Origin of the sequence: Pseudomonas faucium, from assembly GCF_021602585.1 — a bacterium.
Taxonomy (GTDB): domain Bacteria; phylum Pseudomonadota; class Gammaproteobacteria; order Pseudomonadales; family Pseudomonadaceae; genus Aquipseudomonas; species Aquipseudomonas faucium.
This window is the reverse complement of the sequence record NZ_BQIP01000005.1, coordinates 210,658-226,632: the sequence shown is the minus strand read 5'-3', so window position 1 is coordinate 226,632 and position 15,975 is coordinate 210,658. Positions and strand designations below refer to the sequence as shown.

Sequence of the window (15,975 nt, the reverse complement as noted above, 5' to 3'; positions counted from 1 at the left end):
CCTCAAGCCTGCCCCGGGGCGCGCTGGGCGAGCGCGTGCAGCTGTTGCTCGAGGCGCTGGATGCGATGCTTGTCTTCGATGTGCAGGAAGATGGCCTGCCGGTCCGCCGATGAAAGGCTGCGCAAGCGCTCGAGCACATCGTTCTCCCACCCGTCTTCGGTTTGGGCGGGCGAAGGGTTTTGCGTTTCTCCCATCAACAGCCAATCGAGTGTGCACCCATGTTTTCGGGCGATGGATACGCATAGTGAGTACGGAATACTGTCGCGGACCTTCCAGCTGCTCAGTGTCTGAGGGCTGACTTCCAGGGCCCGTGCTAGCTGAACATCGGTATCTGAACCGGTCAGAAGCTTTAGGCGTGCCAGTACTGAGGCGAGCGATTGGTTACTCATTACAAATATCCATGGCTGGTTTAAAGATATTCCTTAGGCTTAAAATACTCGTTATGAATACATCGGTTTCGTTTAAAGGAGAAATCCTGGCATGAGCAGTAGTGTAATGAAAAAAACCGTTATCGATTTGGCTGATAGCGCGGCAACTTGTCGATCAGCCTTACAGCTTTTTTGCCCAATAGCCATTAGCAGGTACGTGCCGTGAGTACTTACAAGCTGGTCTGTCCCCATTGCAATAGCCGAATGCGTATCCGTACCAGCGAAGGACGACATATTTTTTTACGGGTTGCCTACCTGCAATGCACCACTGAGGCATGCGGGTGGTCGGTGCGCGCGGAGTTTGAAATGACCCATGAACTGTCACCCAGTGGCATGCCCAACCCACAGGTGCACCTACCCTCCGCCAGTAGGGAGCAACGCCACACCGCATTGCAGCGGGAGGAGGATGCTGCCTCTGGGCAGCGTTCCCCAAAGCGCGCTGCCCAGTCTGTTTCACGCAGATAAAAAAACACCCCGCAGAGCGGGGTGTTTTTTTTTACATCCTGATCAACCGATCAGTTGCAGACCTGCTTGCTGGACCATCTCCAGCAGCGGTTGCGGGTAGACGCCCAGCACGAACGCCAGGATGGCGATGGCCAGCAACATCACGCCACCGGTGCGCTGTTCCCACTTCAGTGGGGCGTCGTGGCGACGCAGGTTCGGCTCTACCAGGTACAGGGTGACCATCACGCGCAGGTAGTAGTACACGCCGATGGCACTGCCGATCACCAGGGCGCCGACCAGCCACCACAGCTGCGACTCGACGCCGGTGGCGATGATGTAGAACTTGCCGATGAAGCCTGCGGTCAGCGGGATGCCCGCCAGCGACAGCATCATCACGGTCAGCACCGCAGTCAGGTACGGGCGGCGCCAGAACAGGCCGCGGTACTCGTACAGCGCATCGGCATCACGGCCACCGTAAGGCGAAGACATCAGGGTGATGACACCGAATGCGCCAAGGCTTGTGATCACGTAGGTGACCAGGTACACGCCCATGGCTTCCAGGGCCAGGCCCTTGCTGGCGACCAGGGCGATCAGCAGGTAGCCGAAGTGGGCGATGGACGAGTAACCGAGCAGGCGCTTGAGGTTGCTCTGGGTCAGCGCCAGCAGGTTGCCGATCAGGATCGAGGCCACCGCGATGACTGCCAGTACGGTGCTCAGCACGCCGCTGCTGGCAGCCGGGGAGATCATGAACAGGCGCACGACCACGGCGAACACCGCAACCTTGCTGGCCGTGGCCAGGAACGCGGCGACCGGCGCCGGGGCGCCTTCGTACACGTCCGGGGTCCACAGGTGGAACGGTACCAGCGACAGCTTGAAGGCCAGGCCCACCAGCATCATGCCCAGGCCCAGTTGCGCCAGCAGGCTTGGCAGGCTGGTGGTGGCCAGGGCCTTGCCGATCTGGTCGAAGCTCAGGCTGCCGGCGTCGGCGTACAGCAAGGCCATGCCGAACAGCAGGAAGGCGGAGCCGGCAGCCGACAGCACCATGTACTTGATGCCCGCTTCCAGCGACCGCTTGTTGAAGAAGGCATACGCCACCAGGCCGTAGACCGGTACCGACAGCAGCTCAAGGCCGATGAACAGGCCGGCCAGGTGGTTGGCGCTGACCAGCACCAGGCCGCCCAGGGCCGACATCAGCAGCAGCAGGTACAGCTCTTCACGGTTGCCCGGGAAGCCCTTGGAGCCTTCGCCGAGGTAGGCGTGGGCGAGGGTGACGCAGGCCAGTGTGGCCACCAGGATGATCGCCATGTACAGGCAGGCGAACTTGTCGATGGTGATCAGCGGGGTGACCGCCAGCGGCGCGACTTTCAGCGCCGGCAGGATCGACAGCAGGGCCAGGTTCAGCCCCACGGTGGACAGCAGGAAGGTCTGCGAGTGGTTGCGCTTCCAGGCGATCGCCAGCATCACCACCACCGTGGTGATGGTGGTGATCAGCATCGGCGCCAATGCGATGAAGTGTTGAGTGGTGAATTCCATAGCGCTCTTACCGGGCCGAAGCGAGTTGAGTGAAAGCGGAACCGAGCCACTGCTGCACACCACTCATGGTGGCGGCAGAGGTGTCGAGGAACGGCTGCGGATACACGCCCAGCAGCACCAGCAGTACCGCCAGGCCCAGGACCATGATCATTTCGCGACCGTCCATGCCGGCCAGCACGGTGTCGGCCTTGGCCGGGCCGAAGTAGGCGCGGTGGATCATGATCAGCGAGTACACCGAACCGAATACCAGGCCGGTGGTGGCGATCACGGTGATCCACGGTACATGGGCGAAGCTGCCGATCAGGATCAGGAACTCGCCGACGAAGTTGCCGGTACCCGGCAGGCCCAGGGAGGCGGCGGCGAAGAACAGGCTGATGGCTGGCAGGTAGGCGATGCGGTGCCACAGGCCGCCCATCTGGCGCATGTCACGGGTGTGCAGGCGCTCGTACAGCTGGCCGGACAGGATGAACAGCGCGGCGGCCGACAGGCCGTGGGCCAGCATCTGGATCACCGCGCCTTGCAGGGCCTGCTGGCTGCCGGAGTAGATGCCGATCAGCACGAAGCCCATGTGCGAAACGCTGGAGAAGGCGATCAGGCGCTTGATGTCGCTTTGCGCGAAGGCCAGGAAGGCACCGTAGAAGATACCGATCAGGCCCAGGGTCATGGCGATCGGCGCGAACTCGGCCGAGGCGTTCGGGAACAGCGGCAGGGCGAAACGCAGCAGGCCGTAGGCCGCCGTCTTCAGCAGGATACCGGCCAGGTCCACGGAACCTGCGGTCGGTGCCTGGGCGTGAGCGTCAGGCAGCCAGGAGTGGAACGGCACCACCGGCAGCTTCACCGCAAAGGCGATGAAGAAGCCCAGCATCAGCACGTACTCGACACCGGCCGGCAGTTCGGCCTTGAGCAGGTCGCTGTAGTTGAAGGTGAGCACGCCGGTGGTGTTGTAGTTGACCAGCACCAGGCCAAGGATCGCCACCAGCATGATCAGGCCGCTGGCCTGGGTGAAGATGAAGAACTTGGTGGCGGCGTAGATCCGAGTCTTTTTGCCGTCTGCCGAGCTGTGACCCCAGAGCGCGATGAGGAAATACATCGGCACCAGCATCATTTCCCAGAAGAAGAAGAACAGGAACAGGTCCAGGGCCAGGAACACACCGACCACGCCGCCCAGGATCCACATCAGGTTGAGGTGGAAGAAGCCGACGTGACGCTGGATCTCTTTCCAGGAGCACAGTACCGAGAGCACACCGAGCAGGCCGGTGAGCAGGATCATCAGCAGCGACAGGCCGTCCAGGGCCAGGTGGATGCTGATGCCGAAGCGCTTGATCCACTGGACCTTGTATTCCAGTGCCCAGGCAGGTTCGGCGCCCGGAGCGGGGGCCAGGGTGTAGTCGCCGGTGCCCCACAGCCACAGGCCGATACCGAGCAACAGGGACATGGTCAGCAGTGCGATCCAGCGCGGCAGGGTGGCGCCGAAGCGCTCACCCAGCCAGCACAGGAAGCCGCCGATGAAGGGGATCAGGATCAGCCAAGGCAAAATCATGACGGGTTGGTTTCCTTTGGCAAAGTCGCAAGATTCATTGTCATACCGCGGCCACTACCACGGCGCCGAGCACCAGCACGGCACCGACGGCGATCGAGGCGGTGTACCAGCGCAGCTGGCCAGTCTCGGTCTTGCTCATGGCGACGTGGCCGCCGCGAGCCATCCGAGGGATCAGGCCGATGCTGCGGTCAACCGGGTCCTTGCGCAGGATGTGGCTGATCAGCAGGTAAGGTTTGACGAAGAGCTTGTCGTAGATCCAGTCGAAGCCCCAGGCGGCGAACCACCAGGCCGACAGGACGCGGCCGATGCCGCTGTTGGCGATGGCCGAGACCAGGCGACGCTTGCCCAGGAACAGCATCGCCGCCAGCAGGATACCGGCGATAGCGATGGCGCCCGAGGTGATTTCCAGCGCGTGCTTGGCTTCACCACCGGCGTGGCCGGCGCTTTCAGGCAGCACGCCTGCCAGCGGCGGGGTGATCCAGGCGCCGACGAAGGTCGACAGCACGATCAGCACGCCCAGTGGCAGCCAGTGGCTGATGCCGTGGCCGGCGTGGGCTTCGGTCTTGGCTTCGCCGTGGAAGGCGATGAAGATCAGGCGGAAGGTGTACAGCGAGGTCATGAAGGCACCGACCAGGCCGGCGTACAGCAGGCCGCTGTTGCCGCTGGCGAAGGCTTCCCAGAGGATCTCGTCCTTGGAGTAGAAGCCCACGGTCACGATCGGCAGGGCCGCGAGGGCCGCGCCACCGACCACGAAGCTGGCGTAGGCCAGCGGCAGTTTCTTCCACAGGCCGCCCATCTTGAAGATGTTCTGCTCGTGGTGGCAGGCAACGATCACCGCACCCGAGGCAAGGAACAGCAGGGCCTTGAAGAAGGCGTGGGTCATCAGGTGGAAGATCGCCGCGTCCCAGGCGCCAACGCCCAGGGCCAGGAACATGTAGCCGATCTGGCTCATGGTCGAGTAGGCGAGGATACGCTTGATGTCGGTCTGCACCAGCGCGGCGAAGCCGGCCAGCACCAGCGTGACACCACCGACCACACCGACCAGGTGCAGGATGTCCGGCGCCAGCAGGAACAGGCCGTTGGTACGGGCGATCAGGTACACGCCCGCGGTCACCATGGTTGCCGCGTGGATCAGTGCCGAAACCGGGGTCGGGCCTGCCATCGCGTCGGCCAGCCAGGTCTGCAGCGGCAGCTGGGCCGATTTACCGACCGCGCCACCCAGCAGCATCAGGGTCGCCAGTACCATCCAGGTGTCACCCGCCTGGAACTTCTGCGGTGCCAGCACCAGCAGTTCCTGCACGTTCAGGGTACCCAGCTGGGCGAACAGGATGAACAGGCCGATGGCCATGAACACGTCGCCGATACGGGTGACGATGAAGGCCTTCAGTGCCGCGTTACCGTTGTTGCGGTTGCTGTAGTAGAAACCGATCAACAGGTACGAGCACAGGCCCACGCCTTCCCAGCCGAAGTAGATGAACAGCAGGTTATCGCCGAGGATCAGGAACAGCATGCTGGCGATGAACAGGTTGGTGTACGAGAAGAAGCGCGAGTAACCGGCTTCGCCACGCATGTACCAGGAGGCGAACAGGTGGATCAGGAAGCCGACACCGGTGACCACGCCGAGCATGGTGACCGACAGGCCGTCCAGGTACAGGGTGAAGTTCGGCGCGAAGCCGTCCACCGACATCCACTGCCACAGCAGCTGGCTGTACGCGCCGCCTTCAGGCGGGGCGACATTGAACTGCCAGATCACATAGGCGGCGGTGGCGGCCGACAGGCCCACCGAGCCGACGCCGATCAGCGCGGACAGGTTCTCCGAGAACCGCCCGCGCGAGAACGACAGCAGCAGGAAGCCGACGAGGGGGAAGACGAAAGTCAGGAAGAGAAGGTTCATCCGCGCATCTCACTGGCAGCATCGATGTCGAGAGTGTGGAAGCGGCGATACAGCTGCAGCAGGATGGCCAGGCCAATGCTGGCCTCGGCGGCTGCCAGGCTGATCACCAGAATGAACATCACCTGGCCGTCGGGCTGGACCCAACGGGCACCGGCGACGACGAACGCCAGGGCAGAGGCGTTCATCATGACTTCCAGGCTCATGAGCACGAAGAGGATGTTGCGGCGGACCATCAGGCCAACCAGACCTAAGCAGAACAGGATGCCGGCGACGGCGAGCCCGTGTTCGAGAGGGATAGCACCCATGATTTACTCCTTCGCCTCGTTGCGGCCCAGGTGGAAGGCAGTGACGGCCGCCGCGAGCAGCAGCATCGACGCCAGTTCGACCACCAGCAGGTACGGGCCGAACAGGCTGATGCCCACTTCTTTCGGGCCCACGGTGGTGCCGCTGATGCCGGCGCCGCTCGGGGCGACGAACAGCACGTACAGCAACTCCAGCAGCAGCAGCGCGGCGAGGATCACCGGCCCTGCCCAGATACCGGGCTTGAGCCAGCCCCGTTCCTGGGCGACCGAAGCCGGCCCCAGGTTGAGCATCATCACCACGAACACGAACAGCACCATGATGGCGCCGGCGTAGGCGATCACTTCCAGGGCGCCGGCGAACGGCGCACCCAGGGCGAAGAAGATCATGGCCACGGAAATCAGCGAAATGATCAGGTAAAGCAAGGCGTGCACGGGGTTGGTGCCGGTAACCACCCGAAGGGTGGAGACCACGGCGATCCCGGATGCGAAGTAGAAAGCGAATTCCATCTTTCTGTCCTTATGGGAGCAAGCTCTTCACGTTGATCGGCTCGGCTTCGTTCTGTGCAGAGCCTTTCGGCTTGCCAGCGATCGCCATACCCGCAACACGGTAGAAGTTGTAGTCAGGGTTCTTGCCGGGGCCGGAGATCAGCAGATCTTCTTTCTCGTACACCAGGTCCTGACGCTTGAACTCGGCCATTTCAAAATCCGGAGTCAGCTGGATCGCGGTGGTCGGGCACGCTTCTTCACACAGGCCGCAGAAGATGCAGCGCGAGAAGTTGATGCGGAAGAACTCCGGGTACCAGCGGCCGTCCTCGGTCTCGGCCTTCTGCAGCGAGATGCAGCCGACCGGGCAGGCCACCGCGCAGAGGTTGCAGGCAACGCAACGCTCCTCGCCATCGGGGTCGCGGGTGAGGACGATGCGGCCGCGGTAGCGCGGCGGCAGGTACACGGGCTCTTCGGGGTATTGCAGGGTGTCGCGCTTGCGGAACCCGTGGGAGAACACCATTGCCAGGCTGCGCAGCTGGGTGCCGGTGCCCTTAACGATGTCGCCGATATACTTGAACATGGGTCAAATCCTCACTGGGCCGCGACGGCTGGCGTGTTGTAGAGCACGATCGCAGCGGTCACCAGCAAATTGATCAGGGTCAGCGGCAGGCAGAACTTCCAGCTGAAGTCCATCACCTGGTCATAGCGTGGGCGCGGGATCGAGGCGCGCAGCAGGATGAACAGCATGATGAAGAACGCGGTCTTCAGCGCGAACCACAGGAACGACAGTTGCGGCAGGATGCCGAACGGGCCGTGCCAGCCGCCGAAGAACAGAGTTACCAGCAGCGCCGAGATGAGGATGATGCCGATGTACTCGCCGACGAAGAACATGCCCCATTTCATGCCGGCATATTCGATGTGGTAGCCGTCGGCCAGTTCCTGTTCCGCTTCCGGCTGGTCGAACGGGTGACGGTGAGTCACGGCGACGCCAGCGATGAAGAAGGTGCAGAAGCCGAAGAACTGCGGAATGATGAACCACAGGTTCTGGGCCTGGTATTCAACGATGTCGCGCATGTTGAACGAACCCACCTGCACCACCACGCCCATCAGCGCCAGGCCCAGGAACACCTCGTACGACACGGTCTGTGCCGACGCGCGCAAGCTGCCCAGCAGGGCGTACTTGTTGTTCGACGACCAGCCGGCGAAGAGCACGGCATAGACCGACAGGCCGGCCATGGCGAAGAAGAACAGCAGGCCGATGTTCAGGTCGGCGACGCCCCAGGTCGGGGTGATCGGGATGACCACGAAGGCGATCAGCAGGGCGCTCATGGCCACCACTGGCGCCAGGGTGAAGATCACGCGGTCGACGAAGGGCGGGTTCCAGTCTTCCTTGAAGAACATCTTCAGCATGTCGGCAGCGATCTGGAACATGCCGAACGGGCCTACGCGGTTCGGGCCGTAACGGTCCTGCCACCAGCCCAGCAGGCGGCGCTCGACGAAGCTGAGCAGCGCGCCGCAGACCACCACCGCGAGCAGGACCACGATGGCCCGCAGCACGGTGAGGATCACATCGATCACTTCGGGGGTGAACCAGCTCATTGTGCTGCCTCCTGCAGACCTTCGACGGATGCACCGAAGATGGCAGGCGGAATGCCGGCCAGGCCTTTGGGCAACGCAACCAGGCCAGCGCCCAGTTCTTCATTGATACGCAGCGGCAGGCGCAGCGAAACGCCGGCGACGTTCAGGCTCAGCAGGGCACCCTCGTTGACGCCCAGGCGGTCGGCTTCGGACTTGGCCAGGGCCACGTAGGCAGCCGGGATGCGCTCTTGCACTGGGGCGGCGCGCGAGGAGCTTTCTTCGCTGCCGAACAGGTGGAAGAACGGTACCGCGGTCCAGGTGCCACGGGCCGGGTTGAAGGCGCCCGGGATGGCGTTGAACCAGTTCAGGCGGTCGCCCTGCGATTCGATCAGGCGCACGCCCGGGTCACCGGCGCGCAGGTGGCCACCGACTTCGTCCTGGAACTTGTTCCAGGCCTGCGGCGAGTTCCAGCCCGGCGACCAGGCGAACGGCACCTGCTGGCGCGGCTCGGCGGAGCCCGAGTAGCCTTCCATGGAGAAGGCGAACGCGGTGTCCTTGTCTTGCGGGGTGCGCGGCTCGTGCACGCTGATGTTGGCGCGCATGGCGGTACGGCCGGAGTAGCGCAGCGGCTCACGGGCAAGCTTCATGCCCTTGATGCGGAATGCGGCGCTTGGCGCTGCGTTGACGATGCCGGCCAGTTGCGGGGCGGCTTCGGCGCAGGCGCTGGTGACGTGGTCCAGCTGGGTCCAGTCGACCGGCTTGTTCAGCAGGGTGGCACGCAGGGCGTGCATCCAGCGCCAGCCTTCGTGGATCTGGATGCTGCTGTCCAGGTACTGCGGGTCGAACACCTGGAAGAAGCGCTGGGCACGGCCTTCCTGGCTGACCAGGGTACCGTCGCCTTCGGCGAAGGAGGCGGCCGGCAGCACCAGGTGGGCACGGTCCAGGGTGGCGGTCTTGGAGTGGTCGGCGACGATCACCACCTTGGCCGCGGCCAGGGCTGCGTCGACCTTGGCGGCCGGTACGCGGGCGTACAGGTCGTTTTCCAGTACCACGATGGCGTCGGCCTTGCCGCTGATGACCGCGTCCAGCGCGGCATCGACGGACTCGCCGCCGAGCATCGCCATGCCCAGGCTGTTGGCCTCAGGCACGACCAGGCTCAGCGAGCCGTTCTTCTCGCGCAGCTTCAGGGCCTTGGCGATGTTGGCGGCCGCTTCGATCAGCGCCGCGTCGGCCAGCGAGGTACCGGCAACGACCAGCGGGCGCTTGGCGGCAACCAGGGCATCGGCGATGCGCTGGGCCAGGGCTTGCGCTTCCTGGTCCAGGCCGGCGACTGCTGGGGCGCTCGGGTCGATGGCGTGGGCCACGGCGAAGCCGATGCGGGCCAGGTCGGCCGGGGAGGCGTGCACGCACTCTTCGGCGACGTCGTCGAGCTTGGTTTCAGCCAGGGAAGCGATGAACAGCGGGTACAGCGCGTGCTGGCCGATGTTCTTCACCGCGGCGTCGAGCCACGGCTGCACTTTCATCGATTCGGCCATGGCCTCGGCCTTGCCCTTGGTGGCCTGGCGCACGGCCAGGGCGACGCGGGCAGCGGTCTGGGTCAGGTCTTCGCCGAGCACGAACACGGCGTCGTGGTCTTCGATGTCGCGCAGGGTCGGCACCGGCAGCGGGCTGTTGTTCAGCACGTTCAGGGCCAGGCGCACGCGGGCCAGTTCGCCGGCTTCGATACCCGAGTAGAAGTACTCGGCACCGACCAGCTCACGCAGGCCGTAGTTGCTCTCGAGGCTGGCGCGTGGCGAGCCGATACCGACGATGGTGCGGCCGCGCAGCAGGTCGGCGGCCTTGTCCAGGGCGGCGTCCAGGCCCAGCTTGGTGCCATCGGCGAGGAACGGCTGGCGCGGGCGGTCGGTGCGGTTGACGTAGCCATAGCCGAAGCGGCCGCGGTCGCACAGGAAGTACTGGTTGACCGAGCCGTTGAAGCGGTTCTCGATGCGGCGCAGTTCGCCGTAGCGCTCGCCCGGGCTGATGTTGCAGCCGCTGGAGCAGCCGTGGCAGATGCTCGGGGCGAACTGCATGTCCCACTTGCGGTTGTAGCGCTCGGAGTGGGTCTTGTCGGTGAACACGCCGGTCGGGCAGACCTCGGTCAGGTTGCCGGAGAATTCGCTTTCCAGCACGCCGTCTTCAACGCGGCCGAAGTACACGTTGTCGTGGGCGCCGTAGACGCCCAGGTCGGTACCACCGGCATAGTCCTTGTAGTAGCGCACGCAGCGGTAGCAGGCGATGCAGCGGTTCATCTCGTGGGCGATGAACGGGCCGAGGTCCTGGTTCTGGTGGGTACGCTTGGTGAAACGGTAGCGGCGCTCGTTGTGGCCGGTCATTACCGTCATGTCCTGCAGGTGGCAGTGACCGCCTTCCTCGCACACCGGGCAGTCGTGCGGGTGGTTGGTCATCAGCCATTCGACGACGCTGGCGCGAAACGCCTTGGACTCGTCATCGTCGATGGAAATCCAGGTGCCGTCGGAGGCAGGGGTCATGCAGGACATGACGATACGACCACGGGTGTCGTTCTCGTCGGTGTACTGCTTGACCGCACATTGCCGGCAGGCGCCAACGCTACCGAGCGCCGGGTGCCAGCAGAAATAGGGGATGTCGAGGCCGAGCGACAGACACGCCTGTAACAGGTTGTCTGCACCGTTGACTTCGAGCGCTTTGCCGTCTACGTGGATAGTGGCCATTGTTCAAAGTTCTTCGTTGGCCCGCGTGAGCGGGCGTGGCTAATGGAAATCGGTGTGCCTGCGGCTCGCCTCGATCACTCGGGCCAGCCTGCAGGCTGACGGGTGGCACGGACCACCCGTGTTTCATCTTGTTATGCGCCGACCACGATCGGTTTCGCCAGGTTCGGGCGCAGGGTGCCAGCGCTTTCAGGCGCCACACCGGCCTCGAACTCCGAGCGGAAGTATTTGATGGCACTGCCCAATGGCTCGACGGCACCCGGTGCGTGAGCACAGAAGGTACGGCCTGGGCCGAGGAAGTTGACCAGACCCAGCAGGGTCTCGATGTCTTCGGCGCGGCCCTGGCCTTTCTCCAGCGCGCGCAGCATCTTCACGCTCCACGGCAGGCCGTCACGGCAGGGGGTGCACCAGCCGCACGATTCGCGGGCGAAGAACTCTTCCATGTTGCGCAGCAGCGAGACCATGTTGACGCTGTCGTCGACCGCCATGGCAAGGCCCGTACCCATGCGGGTGCCGACCTTGGCGATGCCACCGGCGTACATCTGCGCGTCGAGGTGCTCGGGCAGCAGGAAGCCGGTACCGGCGCCGCCTGGCTGCCAGCACTTGAGCTTGAAGCCATCGCGCATGCCGCCGGCGTAGTCTTCGAACAGCTCGCGGGCGGTGACGCCGAACGGCAGTTCCCACAGGCCCGGATTCTTCACCTTGCCGGAGAAGCCCATCAGCTTGGTGCCGTGGTCTTCGCTGCCTTCGCGGGCCAGCGACTTGTACCAGTCGTTGCCGTTGGCGACGATCGCCGGCACGTTGCACAGGGTCTCGACGTTGTTCACGCAAGTCGGCTTGCCCCACACGCCAACGGCGGCAGGGAAGGGCGGCTTGGAGCGCGGGTTGGCGCGGCGGCCTTCCAGCGAGTTGATCAGTGCGGTTTCTTCACCGCAGATGTAGCGCCCGGCACCGGTGTGCACGAACAGCTCGAAATCGAAGCCGCTGCCCAGGATGTTCTTGCCCAAGAGGCCTGCGGCCTTGGCTTCATCGATGGCGCGGTTGAGGTTCTTCGCCGCGGTGGTGTATTCGCCACGCAGGAAGATGTAGCCACGGTAGGCCTTCAGGGCGCGGGCGCTGATCAGCATGCCCTCGACCAGCAGATGGGGCTGTTGCTCCATCAGCATGCGGTCCTTCCAGGTGTTCGGCTCCATTTCGTCCGCGTTGCACAGCAGGTAGCGGATGTTCATGGATTCGTCTTTGGGCATCAGGCCCCACTTCACGCCAGTGGGGAAACCTGCGCCACCGCGGCCCTTGAGGCCGGAGTCCTTGACGCTCTGCACGATGTCGTCGGCGGACATCTCGGCCAGTGCCTTGCGGGCAGCGGCGTAGCCGTTCTTGGACTCGTACTCGGCCAGCCAGACCGGCTCGCCGTCGTCACGCAGGCGCCAGGTCAGCGGGTGGGTTTCGGCGGTGCGCGCAATGCGGTTGGCCGGGCCGAAGGAAGTGATGGTCATACGTAACCCTCCAGCAGCTTGGAGACGCCAGCGGGCTGCACGTCGCCAAAGGTGTCGTCGTCGATCATCAGCGCCGGGGCCTTGTCGCAGTTGCCCAGGCAGCACACCGGCAGCAGGGTGAAGCGGCCGTCCGGGGTGGTCTGGCCCAGGCCGATGCCCAGTTCGCTCTGGATCTGGCTGACCACCGACTCGTGGCCGCCGATGTAGCAGACCATGCTGTCGCACACGCGGATGATGTGGCGCCCGACCGGCTGGCGGAAGATCTGGCTGTAGAAGGTGGCGACACCCTCGACGTCGCTGGCCGGGATGCCCAGCACTTCGCCGATGGCGTAGATGGCGCCGTCCGGCACCCAGCCACGTTCCTTCTGGACGATCTTCAGGGCTTCGATGGACGCCGCGCGCGGGTCCTCGTAGTGGTGCATCTCGTGCTCGATGGCCGAGCGCTCGGTTTCGCTCAGGGCGAAACGGTCAGTCTGGATAAGCGTGCTGTTCATGCTTAGCGGTCCACGTCAGCCATAACGAAGTCGATACTGCCCAGGTACGCAATGAGGTCGGCGACCATGCTGCCTTTGATCACCGAAGGGATCTGCTGCAGGTGCGGGTAGCTCGGGGTACGGATCCGGGTGCGGTAGCTCATGGTGCCGCCATCGCTCGTCAGGTAGTAGCTGTTGATGCCCTTGGTCGCTTCGATCATCTGGAACGACTCGTTGGCCGGCATGACCGGGCCCCACGAGACTTGCAGGAAGTGCGTGATCAAGGTTTCGATGTGCTGCAGGGTGCGCTCTTTGGGCGGCGGCGTGGTCAGCGGGTGGTCCGCCTTGTACGGGCCTTCCGGCATGTTGCGCAGGCACTGGTCGATGATGCGGATACTCTGGCGCATCTCCTCGACGCGGACCATGCAACGATCGTAGGCATCGCCGTTGTGGGCCAGCGGCACTTCGAACTCGAAGTTCTCGTAGCCGGAGTACGGGCGAGCCTTGCGCAGGTCGAAGTCGCAACCGGTGGAACGCAGGCCGGCACCGGTGGTGCCCCACTCCAGGGCTTCCTTGGTGTTGTACGCGGCAACCCCGATGGTACGGCCCTTGAGGATGCTGTTCTGCAGGGCAGCCTTGGTGTATTCGTCGAGGCGCTTGGGCAGCCATTCGACGAAGTCCTTGACCAGCTTGTCCCAGCCGCGCGGCAGGTCGTGGGCGACGCCACCGATGCGGTACCAGGCCGGGTGCAGGCGGAAACCGGTGATCGCTTCGATCACGGTGTAGGCGCGCTGGCGGTCGGTGAAGGTGAAGAACACCGGGGTCATGGCGCCGACGTCCTGGATGTAGGTACCCAGGAACAGCAGGTGGCTGGTGATGCGGAAGAACTCGGCCAGCATGATGCGGATCACGTCGACCTTCTGCGGCACCTTGATGCCCGCCAGCTTCTCGACGGCGAGCACGTACGGCAGGTTGTTCATCACCCCGCCGAGGTAGTCGATGCGGTCGGTGTAGGGGATGAAGCTGTGCCAGGACTGGCGCTCGGCCATCTTCTCGGCGCCACGGTGGTGGTAGCCGATGTCCGGGACGCAGTCGACGATCTCTTCGCCGTCCAGCTGCAGGACGATACGGAACGCGCCGTGGGCCGAAGGGTGGTTGGGGCCGAGGTTGAGGAACATGTAGTCCTCGTTGGCGCCCTGGCGCTTCATGCCCCAGGCTTCGGGGTTGAAGCGTGCCGATTCCTCTTCAAGCTGCTGCTTGGCCAGGGTCAGGCTGTAGGGGTCGAACTCGGTGGCACGGGCCGGGTAGTCCTTGCGCAGCGGGTGACCTTCCCAGGTCGGCGGCATCATGATGCGGCTCAGGTGCGGGTGGCCGGCAAAGTCGATGCCGAACATGTCCCAGACTTCGCGCTCGTACCAGTTGGCGTTGGGCCAGATACCGGTCACGGTGGGCAGGTTCAGGTCGCCTTCGCTGAGCGACACCTTGATCATCACGTCGCTGTTACGTTCGATCGACAGCAGGTGGTAGAACACGCTGAAGTCGGCGGCCGGCAGGCCGCGGCGCTGGGTGCGCAGGCGCTCGTCGACGCCGTGCAGGTCGTACAGCATGCTGTAGGGCTTGGCGACACCGCGCAGGAAGCTGAGCACCTCTTTGAGCTGGGCGCGCTTGACCCACAGCACGGGCATGCCGGTGCGGGTTTCCTGGGCGACGAATGCTTCGGCGCCAAAACGGTTGTTCAGTTCGACGACCACATCCTGGTCGTCAGCCTTGTAGGGCGGAATGAAAATAGCGTTGTCCGCTGTCATGGTCTCGGTCGCTTTGGGTCAACGTTAAGAATGAAGCCAGGCCGCCGGCTCCCAAATAGGAGCGGGCGGCAGGTCGCTGGATCAGACTTCGTCGGGGCTGCGCAGGTTGGTTACGGCGATGCGCTGCTCACGACGCAGGTCTTTCTGGGCTGGCATCTCGGCACGGTAAATGCCTTGATCACCAACAACCCAGGAAAGCGGGCGTCGTTCTTGGCCGATCGACTCCTGCAGCAGCATCAAGCCTTGCAGGAAAGCCTCAGGGCGCGGCGGGCAGCCGGGCACATAGACGTCCACGGGGAGGAACTTGTCGACCCCCTGAACGACCGAGTAGATGTCGTACATGCCGCCGGAGTTGGCGCACGAACCCATGGAGATGACCCACTTGGGCTCGAGCATCTGCTCGTACAGGCGCTGGATGATCGGCGCCATCTTCACGAAGCAGGTACCGGCGATGACCATGAAGTCGGCCTGACGCGGCGATGCCCGGATGACTTCGGCGCCGAAGCGGGCGATGTCGTGGGGCGCCGTGAAGGCCGTGGTCATTTCCACGTAGCAGCAGGACAGGCCGAAGTTGTACGGCCAGAGGGAGTTCTTGCGACCCCAGTTGACCGCGCCACGCAGCACATCTTCAAGTTTGCCCATGAAGATGTTCTTGTGGACCTGGTCCTCTAGCAGTTGATCGGTGACGGTTTCCCGTTCACCGACCGGGTACTGCTCGTTGGGCGCATCCGGATCGATTCTGGTGAGATTGTATTGCATGCCAAAGCCTCATTGTTTCAGCTTCGCTTGCCGCTTGCGACGACCTTCGGGAGCCCAATCAAGTGCCCCGACGCGCCATAGGTAGACAAGACCTGCCAACAGAATTGCTATGAAAACGAGTGCTTCGACGAATCCGGTCCAGCCGCTTTCGCGGACGGACACAGACCATGCAAAGAGAAAGAGGGCTTCGATATCGAAGATCACGAACAGCATCGCGACCAGATAGAATTTGGCGGACAGGCGCAGGCGAGCGCTGCCGACGGGCAGCATGCCGGATTCGAAGGGTTCGTTCTTGGCGCGGCCCCAGGCCTTGCTACCGAGCAGGCTGGACAGGCCGAGCATGAAGGCACACAGGCCGACGACACCCAAAAGGAAGATGGCAAAGCCCCAGTTGTGGGCGATGAGTCCTGCCGAATCGGACATGCTAGAGATCCTTATACAGAGACCCAGCTCTGCAGTCTGAAATAAGTAGAGCGGCGACGTGGTGTCGCAGGTGCAGTGACCAAAT

At 63.8% G+C, this 15,975-nt stretch carries 15 protein-coding genes; 1 reads left to right on the top strand and 14 read right to left on the bottom strand.

The window, feature by feature from the left end; genetic code table 11:
• Nucleotides 1-2: 2 nt before the first annotated feature.
• Nucleotides 3-389, bottom strand: a complete 387-nt coding sequence (locus L6D75_RS08875) for a helix-turn-helix domain-containing protein (RefSeq protein WP_176518018.1) — start codon at nucleotides 387-389, stop codon at nucleotides 3-5.
• A 201-nt stretch (nucleotides 390-590) separates the two neighbouring features.
• Here L6D75_RS08875 and L6D75_RS08870 point away from each other — a divergent pair, with 201 nt between their 5' ends.
• On the top strand, nucleotides 591-893 hold the full coding sequence (locus L6D75_RS08870; RefSeq protein ID WP_176518017.1) for an Ogr/Delta-like zinc finger protein: 303 nt from the start codon (nucleotides 591-593) through the stop codon (nucleotides 891-893).
• A 42-nt stretch (nucleotides 894-935) separates the two neighbouring features.
• Here the strand turns inward: L6D75_RS08870 and nuoN are convergent, their stop codons facing one another.
• The 13 genes from nuoN to L6D75_RS08805 form a co-directional block, all read right to left on the bottom strand.
• Entirely contained in the window at nucleotides 936-2,405 is a 1,470-nt protein-coding gene (gene nuoN / locus L6D75_RS08865) for an NADH-quinone oxidoreductase subunit NuoN (RefSeq protein ID WP_176518016.1), read from the bottom strand.
• Between the two features lie 7 nt (nucleotides 2,406-2,412).
• Nucleotides 2,413-3,945: an NADH-quinone oxidoreductase subunit M gene (gene nuoM / locus L6D75_RS08860; RefSeq protein WP_176518015.1), complete on the bottom strand. Its 1,533-nt coding sequence runs from the start codon at nucleotides 3,943-3,945 to the stop codon at nucleotides 2,413-2,415.
• Between the two features lie 40 nt (nucleotides 3,946-3,985).
• On the bottom strand, nucleotides 3,986-5,839 hold the full coding sequence (nuoL, locus tag L6D75_RS08855; RefSeq protein WP_176518014.1) for an NADH-quinone oxidoreductase subunit L: 1,854 nt from the start codon (nucleotides 5,837-5,839) through the stop codon (nucleotides 3,986-3,988).
• The gene (nuoK, locus tag L6D75_RS08850) at nucleotides 5,836-6,144 is read right to left on the bottom strand and encodes an NADH-quinone oxidoreductase subunit NuoK (protein WP_003251446.1); all 309 of its coding nucleotides are present in this window, start codon (nucleotides 6,142-6,144) and stop codon (nucleotides 5,836-5,838) included. Before nuoK ends, nuoL begins: the two co-directional genes overlap by 4 nt.
• A 3-nt stretch (nucleotides 6,145-6,147) precedes the next feature.
• Complete coding sequence (nuoJ, locus tag L6D75_RS08845; RefSeq protein WP_087499961.1) at nucleotides 6,148-6,648, bottom strand: NADH-quinone oxidoreductase subunit J; 501 nt, start codon at nucleotides 6,646-6,648, stop codon at nucleotides 6,148-6,150.
• Between the two features lie 10 nt (nucleotides 6,649-6,658).
• Entirely contained in the window at nucleotides 6,659-7,207 is a 549-nt protein-coding gene (nuoI, locus tag L6D75_RS08840) for an NADH-quinone oxidoreductase subunit NuoI (protein WP_003251442.1), read from the bottom strand.
• An 11-nt stretch (nucleotides 7,208-7,218) separates the two neighbouring features.
• Nucleotides 7,219-8,226, bottom strand: a complete 1,008-nt coding sequence (nuoH, locus tag L6D75_RS08835) for an NADH-quinone oxidoreductase subunit NuoH (RefSeq protein WP_003251440.1) — start codon at nucleotides 8,224-8,226, stop codon at nucleotides 7,219-7,221.
• Nucleotides 8,223-10,937: an NADH-quinone oxidoreductase subunit NuoG gene (gene nuoG, locus L6D75_RS08830; protein WP_176518013.1), complete on the bottom strand. Its 2,715-nt coding sequence runs from the start codon at nucleotides 10,935-10,937 to the stop codon at nucleotides 8,223-8,225. The genes nuoH and nuoG overlap by 4 nt, the downstream gene beginning before the upstream one ends.
• A gap of 131 nt (nucleotides 10,938-11,068) precedes the next feature.
• The gene (gene nuoF / locus L6D75_RS08825; RefSeq protein ID WP_176518012.1) at nucleotides 11,069-12,430 is read right to left on the bottom strand and encodes an NADH-quinone oxidoreductase subunit NuoF; all 1,362 of its coding nucleotides are present in this window, start codon (nucleotides 12,428-12,430) and stop codon (nucleotides 11,069-11,071) included.
• The gene (gene nuoE, locus L6D75_RS08820) at nucleotides 12,427-12,924 is read right to left on the bottom strand and encodes an NADH-quinone oxidoreductase subunit NuoE (RefSeq protein WP_176518011.1); all 498 of its coding nucleotides are present in this window, start codon (nucleotides 12,922-12,924) and stop codon (nucleotides 12,427-12,429) included. Before nuoE ends, nuoF begins: the two co-directional genes overlap by 4 nt.
• A gap of 2 nt (nucleotides 12,925-12,926) precedes the next feature.
• Entirely contained in the window at nucleotides 12,927-14,708 is a 1,782-nt protein-coding gene (nuoC, locus tag L6D75_RS08815) for an NADH-quinone oxidoreductase subunit C/D (protein ID WP_176518010.1), read from the bottom strand.
• 81 nt (nucleotides 14,709-14,789) lie between these two features.
• Nucleotides 14,790-15,467, bottom strand: a complete 678-nt coding sequence (locus tag L6D75_RS08810; protein WP_003251429.1) for a NuoB/complex I 20 kDa subunit family protein — start codon at nucleotides 15,465-15,467, stop codon at nucleotides 14,790-14,792.
• 9 nt (nucleotides 15,468-15,476) lie between these two features.
• Nucleotides 15,477-15,890, bottom strand: coding sequence for an NADH-quinone oxidoreductase subunit A (locus L6D75_RS08805; protein WP_003251427.1), 414 nt, complete (start codon nucleotides 15,888-15,890; stop codon nucleotides 15,477-15,479).
• Nucleotides 15,891-15,975 lie beyond the last annotated feature (85 nt).

Bases quoted from the DNA above. Each gene is read 5' to 3' on its own strand.
- nuoJ (WP_087499961.1), bottom strand. From the start codon at position 6,648: ATGGAATTCGCTTTCTACTTCGCATCCGGGATCGCCGTGGTCTCCACC.
- nuoF (WP_176518012.1), bottom strand. From the start codon at position 12,430: ATGACCATCACTTCCTTCGGCCCGGCCAACCGCATTGCGCGCACCGCC.
- nuoE (WP_176518011.1), bottom strand. From the start codon at position 12,924: ATGAACAGCACGCTTATCCAGACTGACCGTTTCGCCCTGAGCGAAACC.
- nuoI (WP_003251442.1), bottom strand. From the start codon at position 7,207: ATGTTCAAGTATATCGGCGACATCGTTAAGGGCACCGGCACCCAGCTG.
- nuoM (WP_176518015.1), bottom strand. From the start codon at position 3,945: ATGATTTTGCCTTGGCTGATCCTGATCCCCTTCATCGGCGGCTTCCTG.
- L6D75_RS08805 (WP_003251427.1), bottom strand. From the start codon at position 15,890: ATGTCCGATTCGGCAGGACTCATCGCCCACAACTGGGGCTTTGCCATC.
- L6D75_RS08875 (WP_176518018.1), bottom strand. From the start codon at position 389: ATGAGTAACCAATCGCTCGCCTCAGTACTGGCACGCCTAAAGCTTCTG.
- nuoK (WP_003251446.1), bottom strand. From the start codon at position 6,144: ATGGGTGCTATCCCTCTCGAACACGGGCTCGCCGTCGCCGGCATCCTG.
- L6D75_RS08810 (WP_003251429.1), bottom strand. From the start codon at position 15,467: ATGCAATACAATCTCACCAGAATCGATCCGGATGCGCCCAACGAGCAG.
- nuoG (WP_176518013.1), bottom strand. From the start codon at position 10,937: ATGGCCACTATCCACGTAGACGGCAAAGCGCTCGAAGTCAACGGTGCA.
- nuoL (WP_176518014.1), bottom strand. From the start codon at position 5,839: ATGAACCTTCTCTTCCTGACTTTCGTCTTCCCCCTCGTCGGCTTCCTG.
- nuoH (WP_003251440.1), bottom strand. From the start codon at position 8,226: ATGAGCTGGTTCACCCCCGAAGTGATCGATGTGATCCTCACCGTGCTG.
- nuoC (WP_176518010.1), bottom strand. From the start codon at position 14,708: ATGACAGCGGACAACGCTATTTTCATTCCGCCCTACAAGGCTGACGAC.
- nuoN (WP_176518016.1), bottom strand. From the start codon at position 2,405: ATGGAATTCACCACTCAACACTTCATCGCATTGGCGCCGATGCTGATC.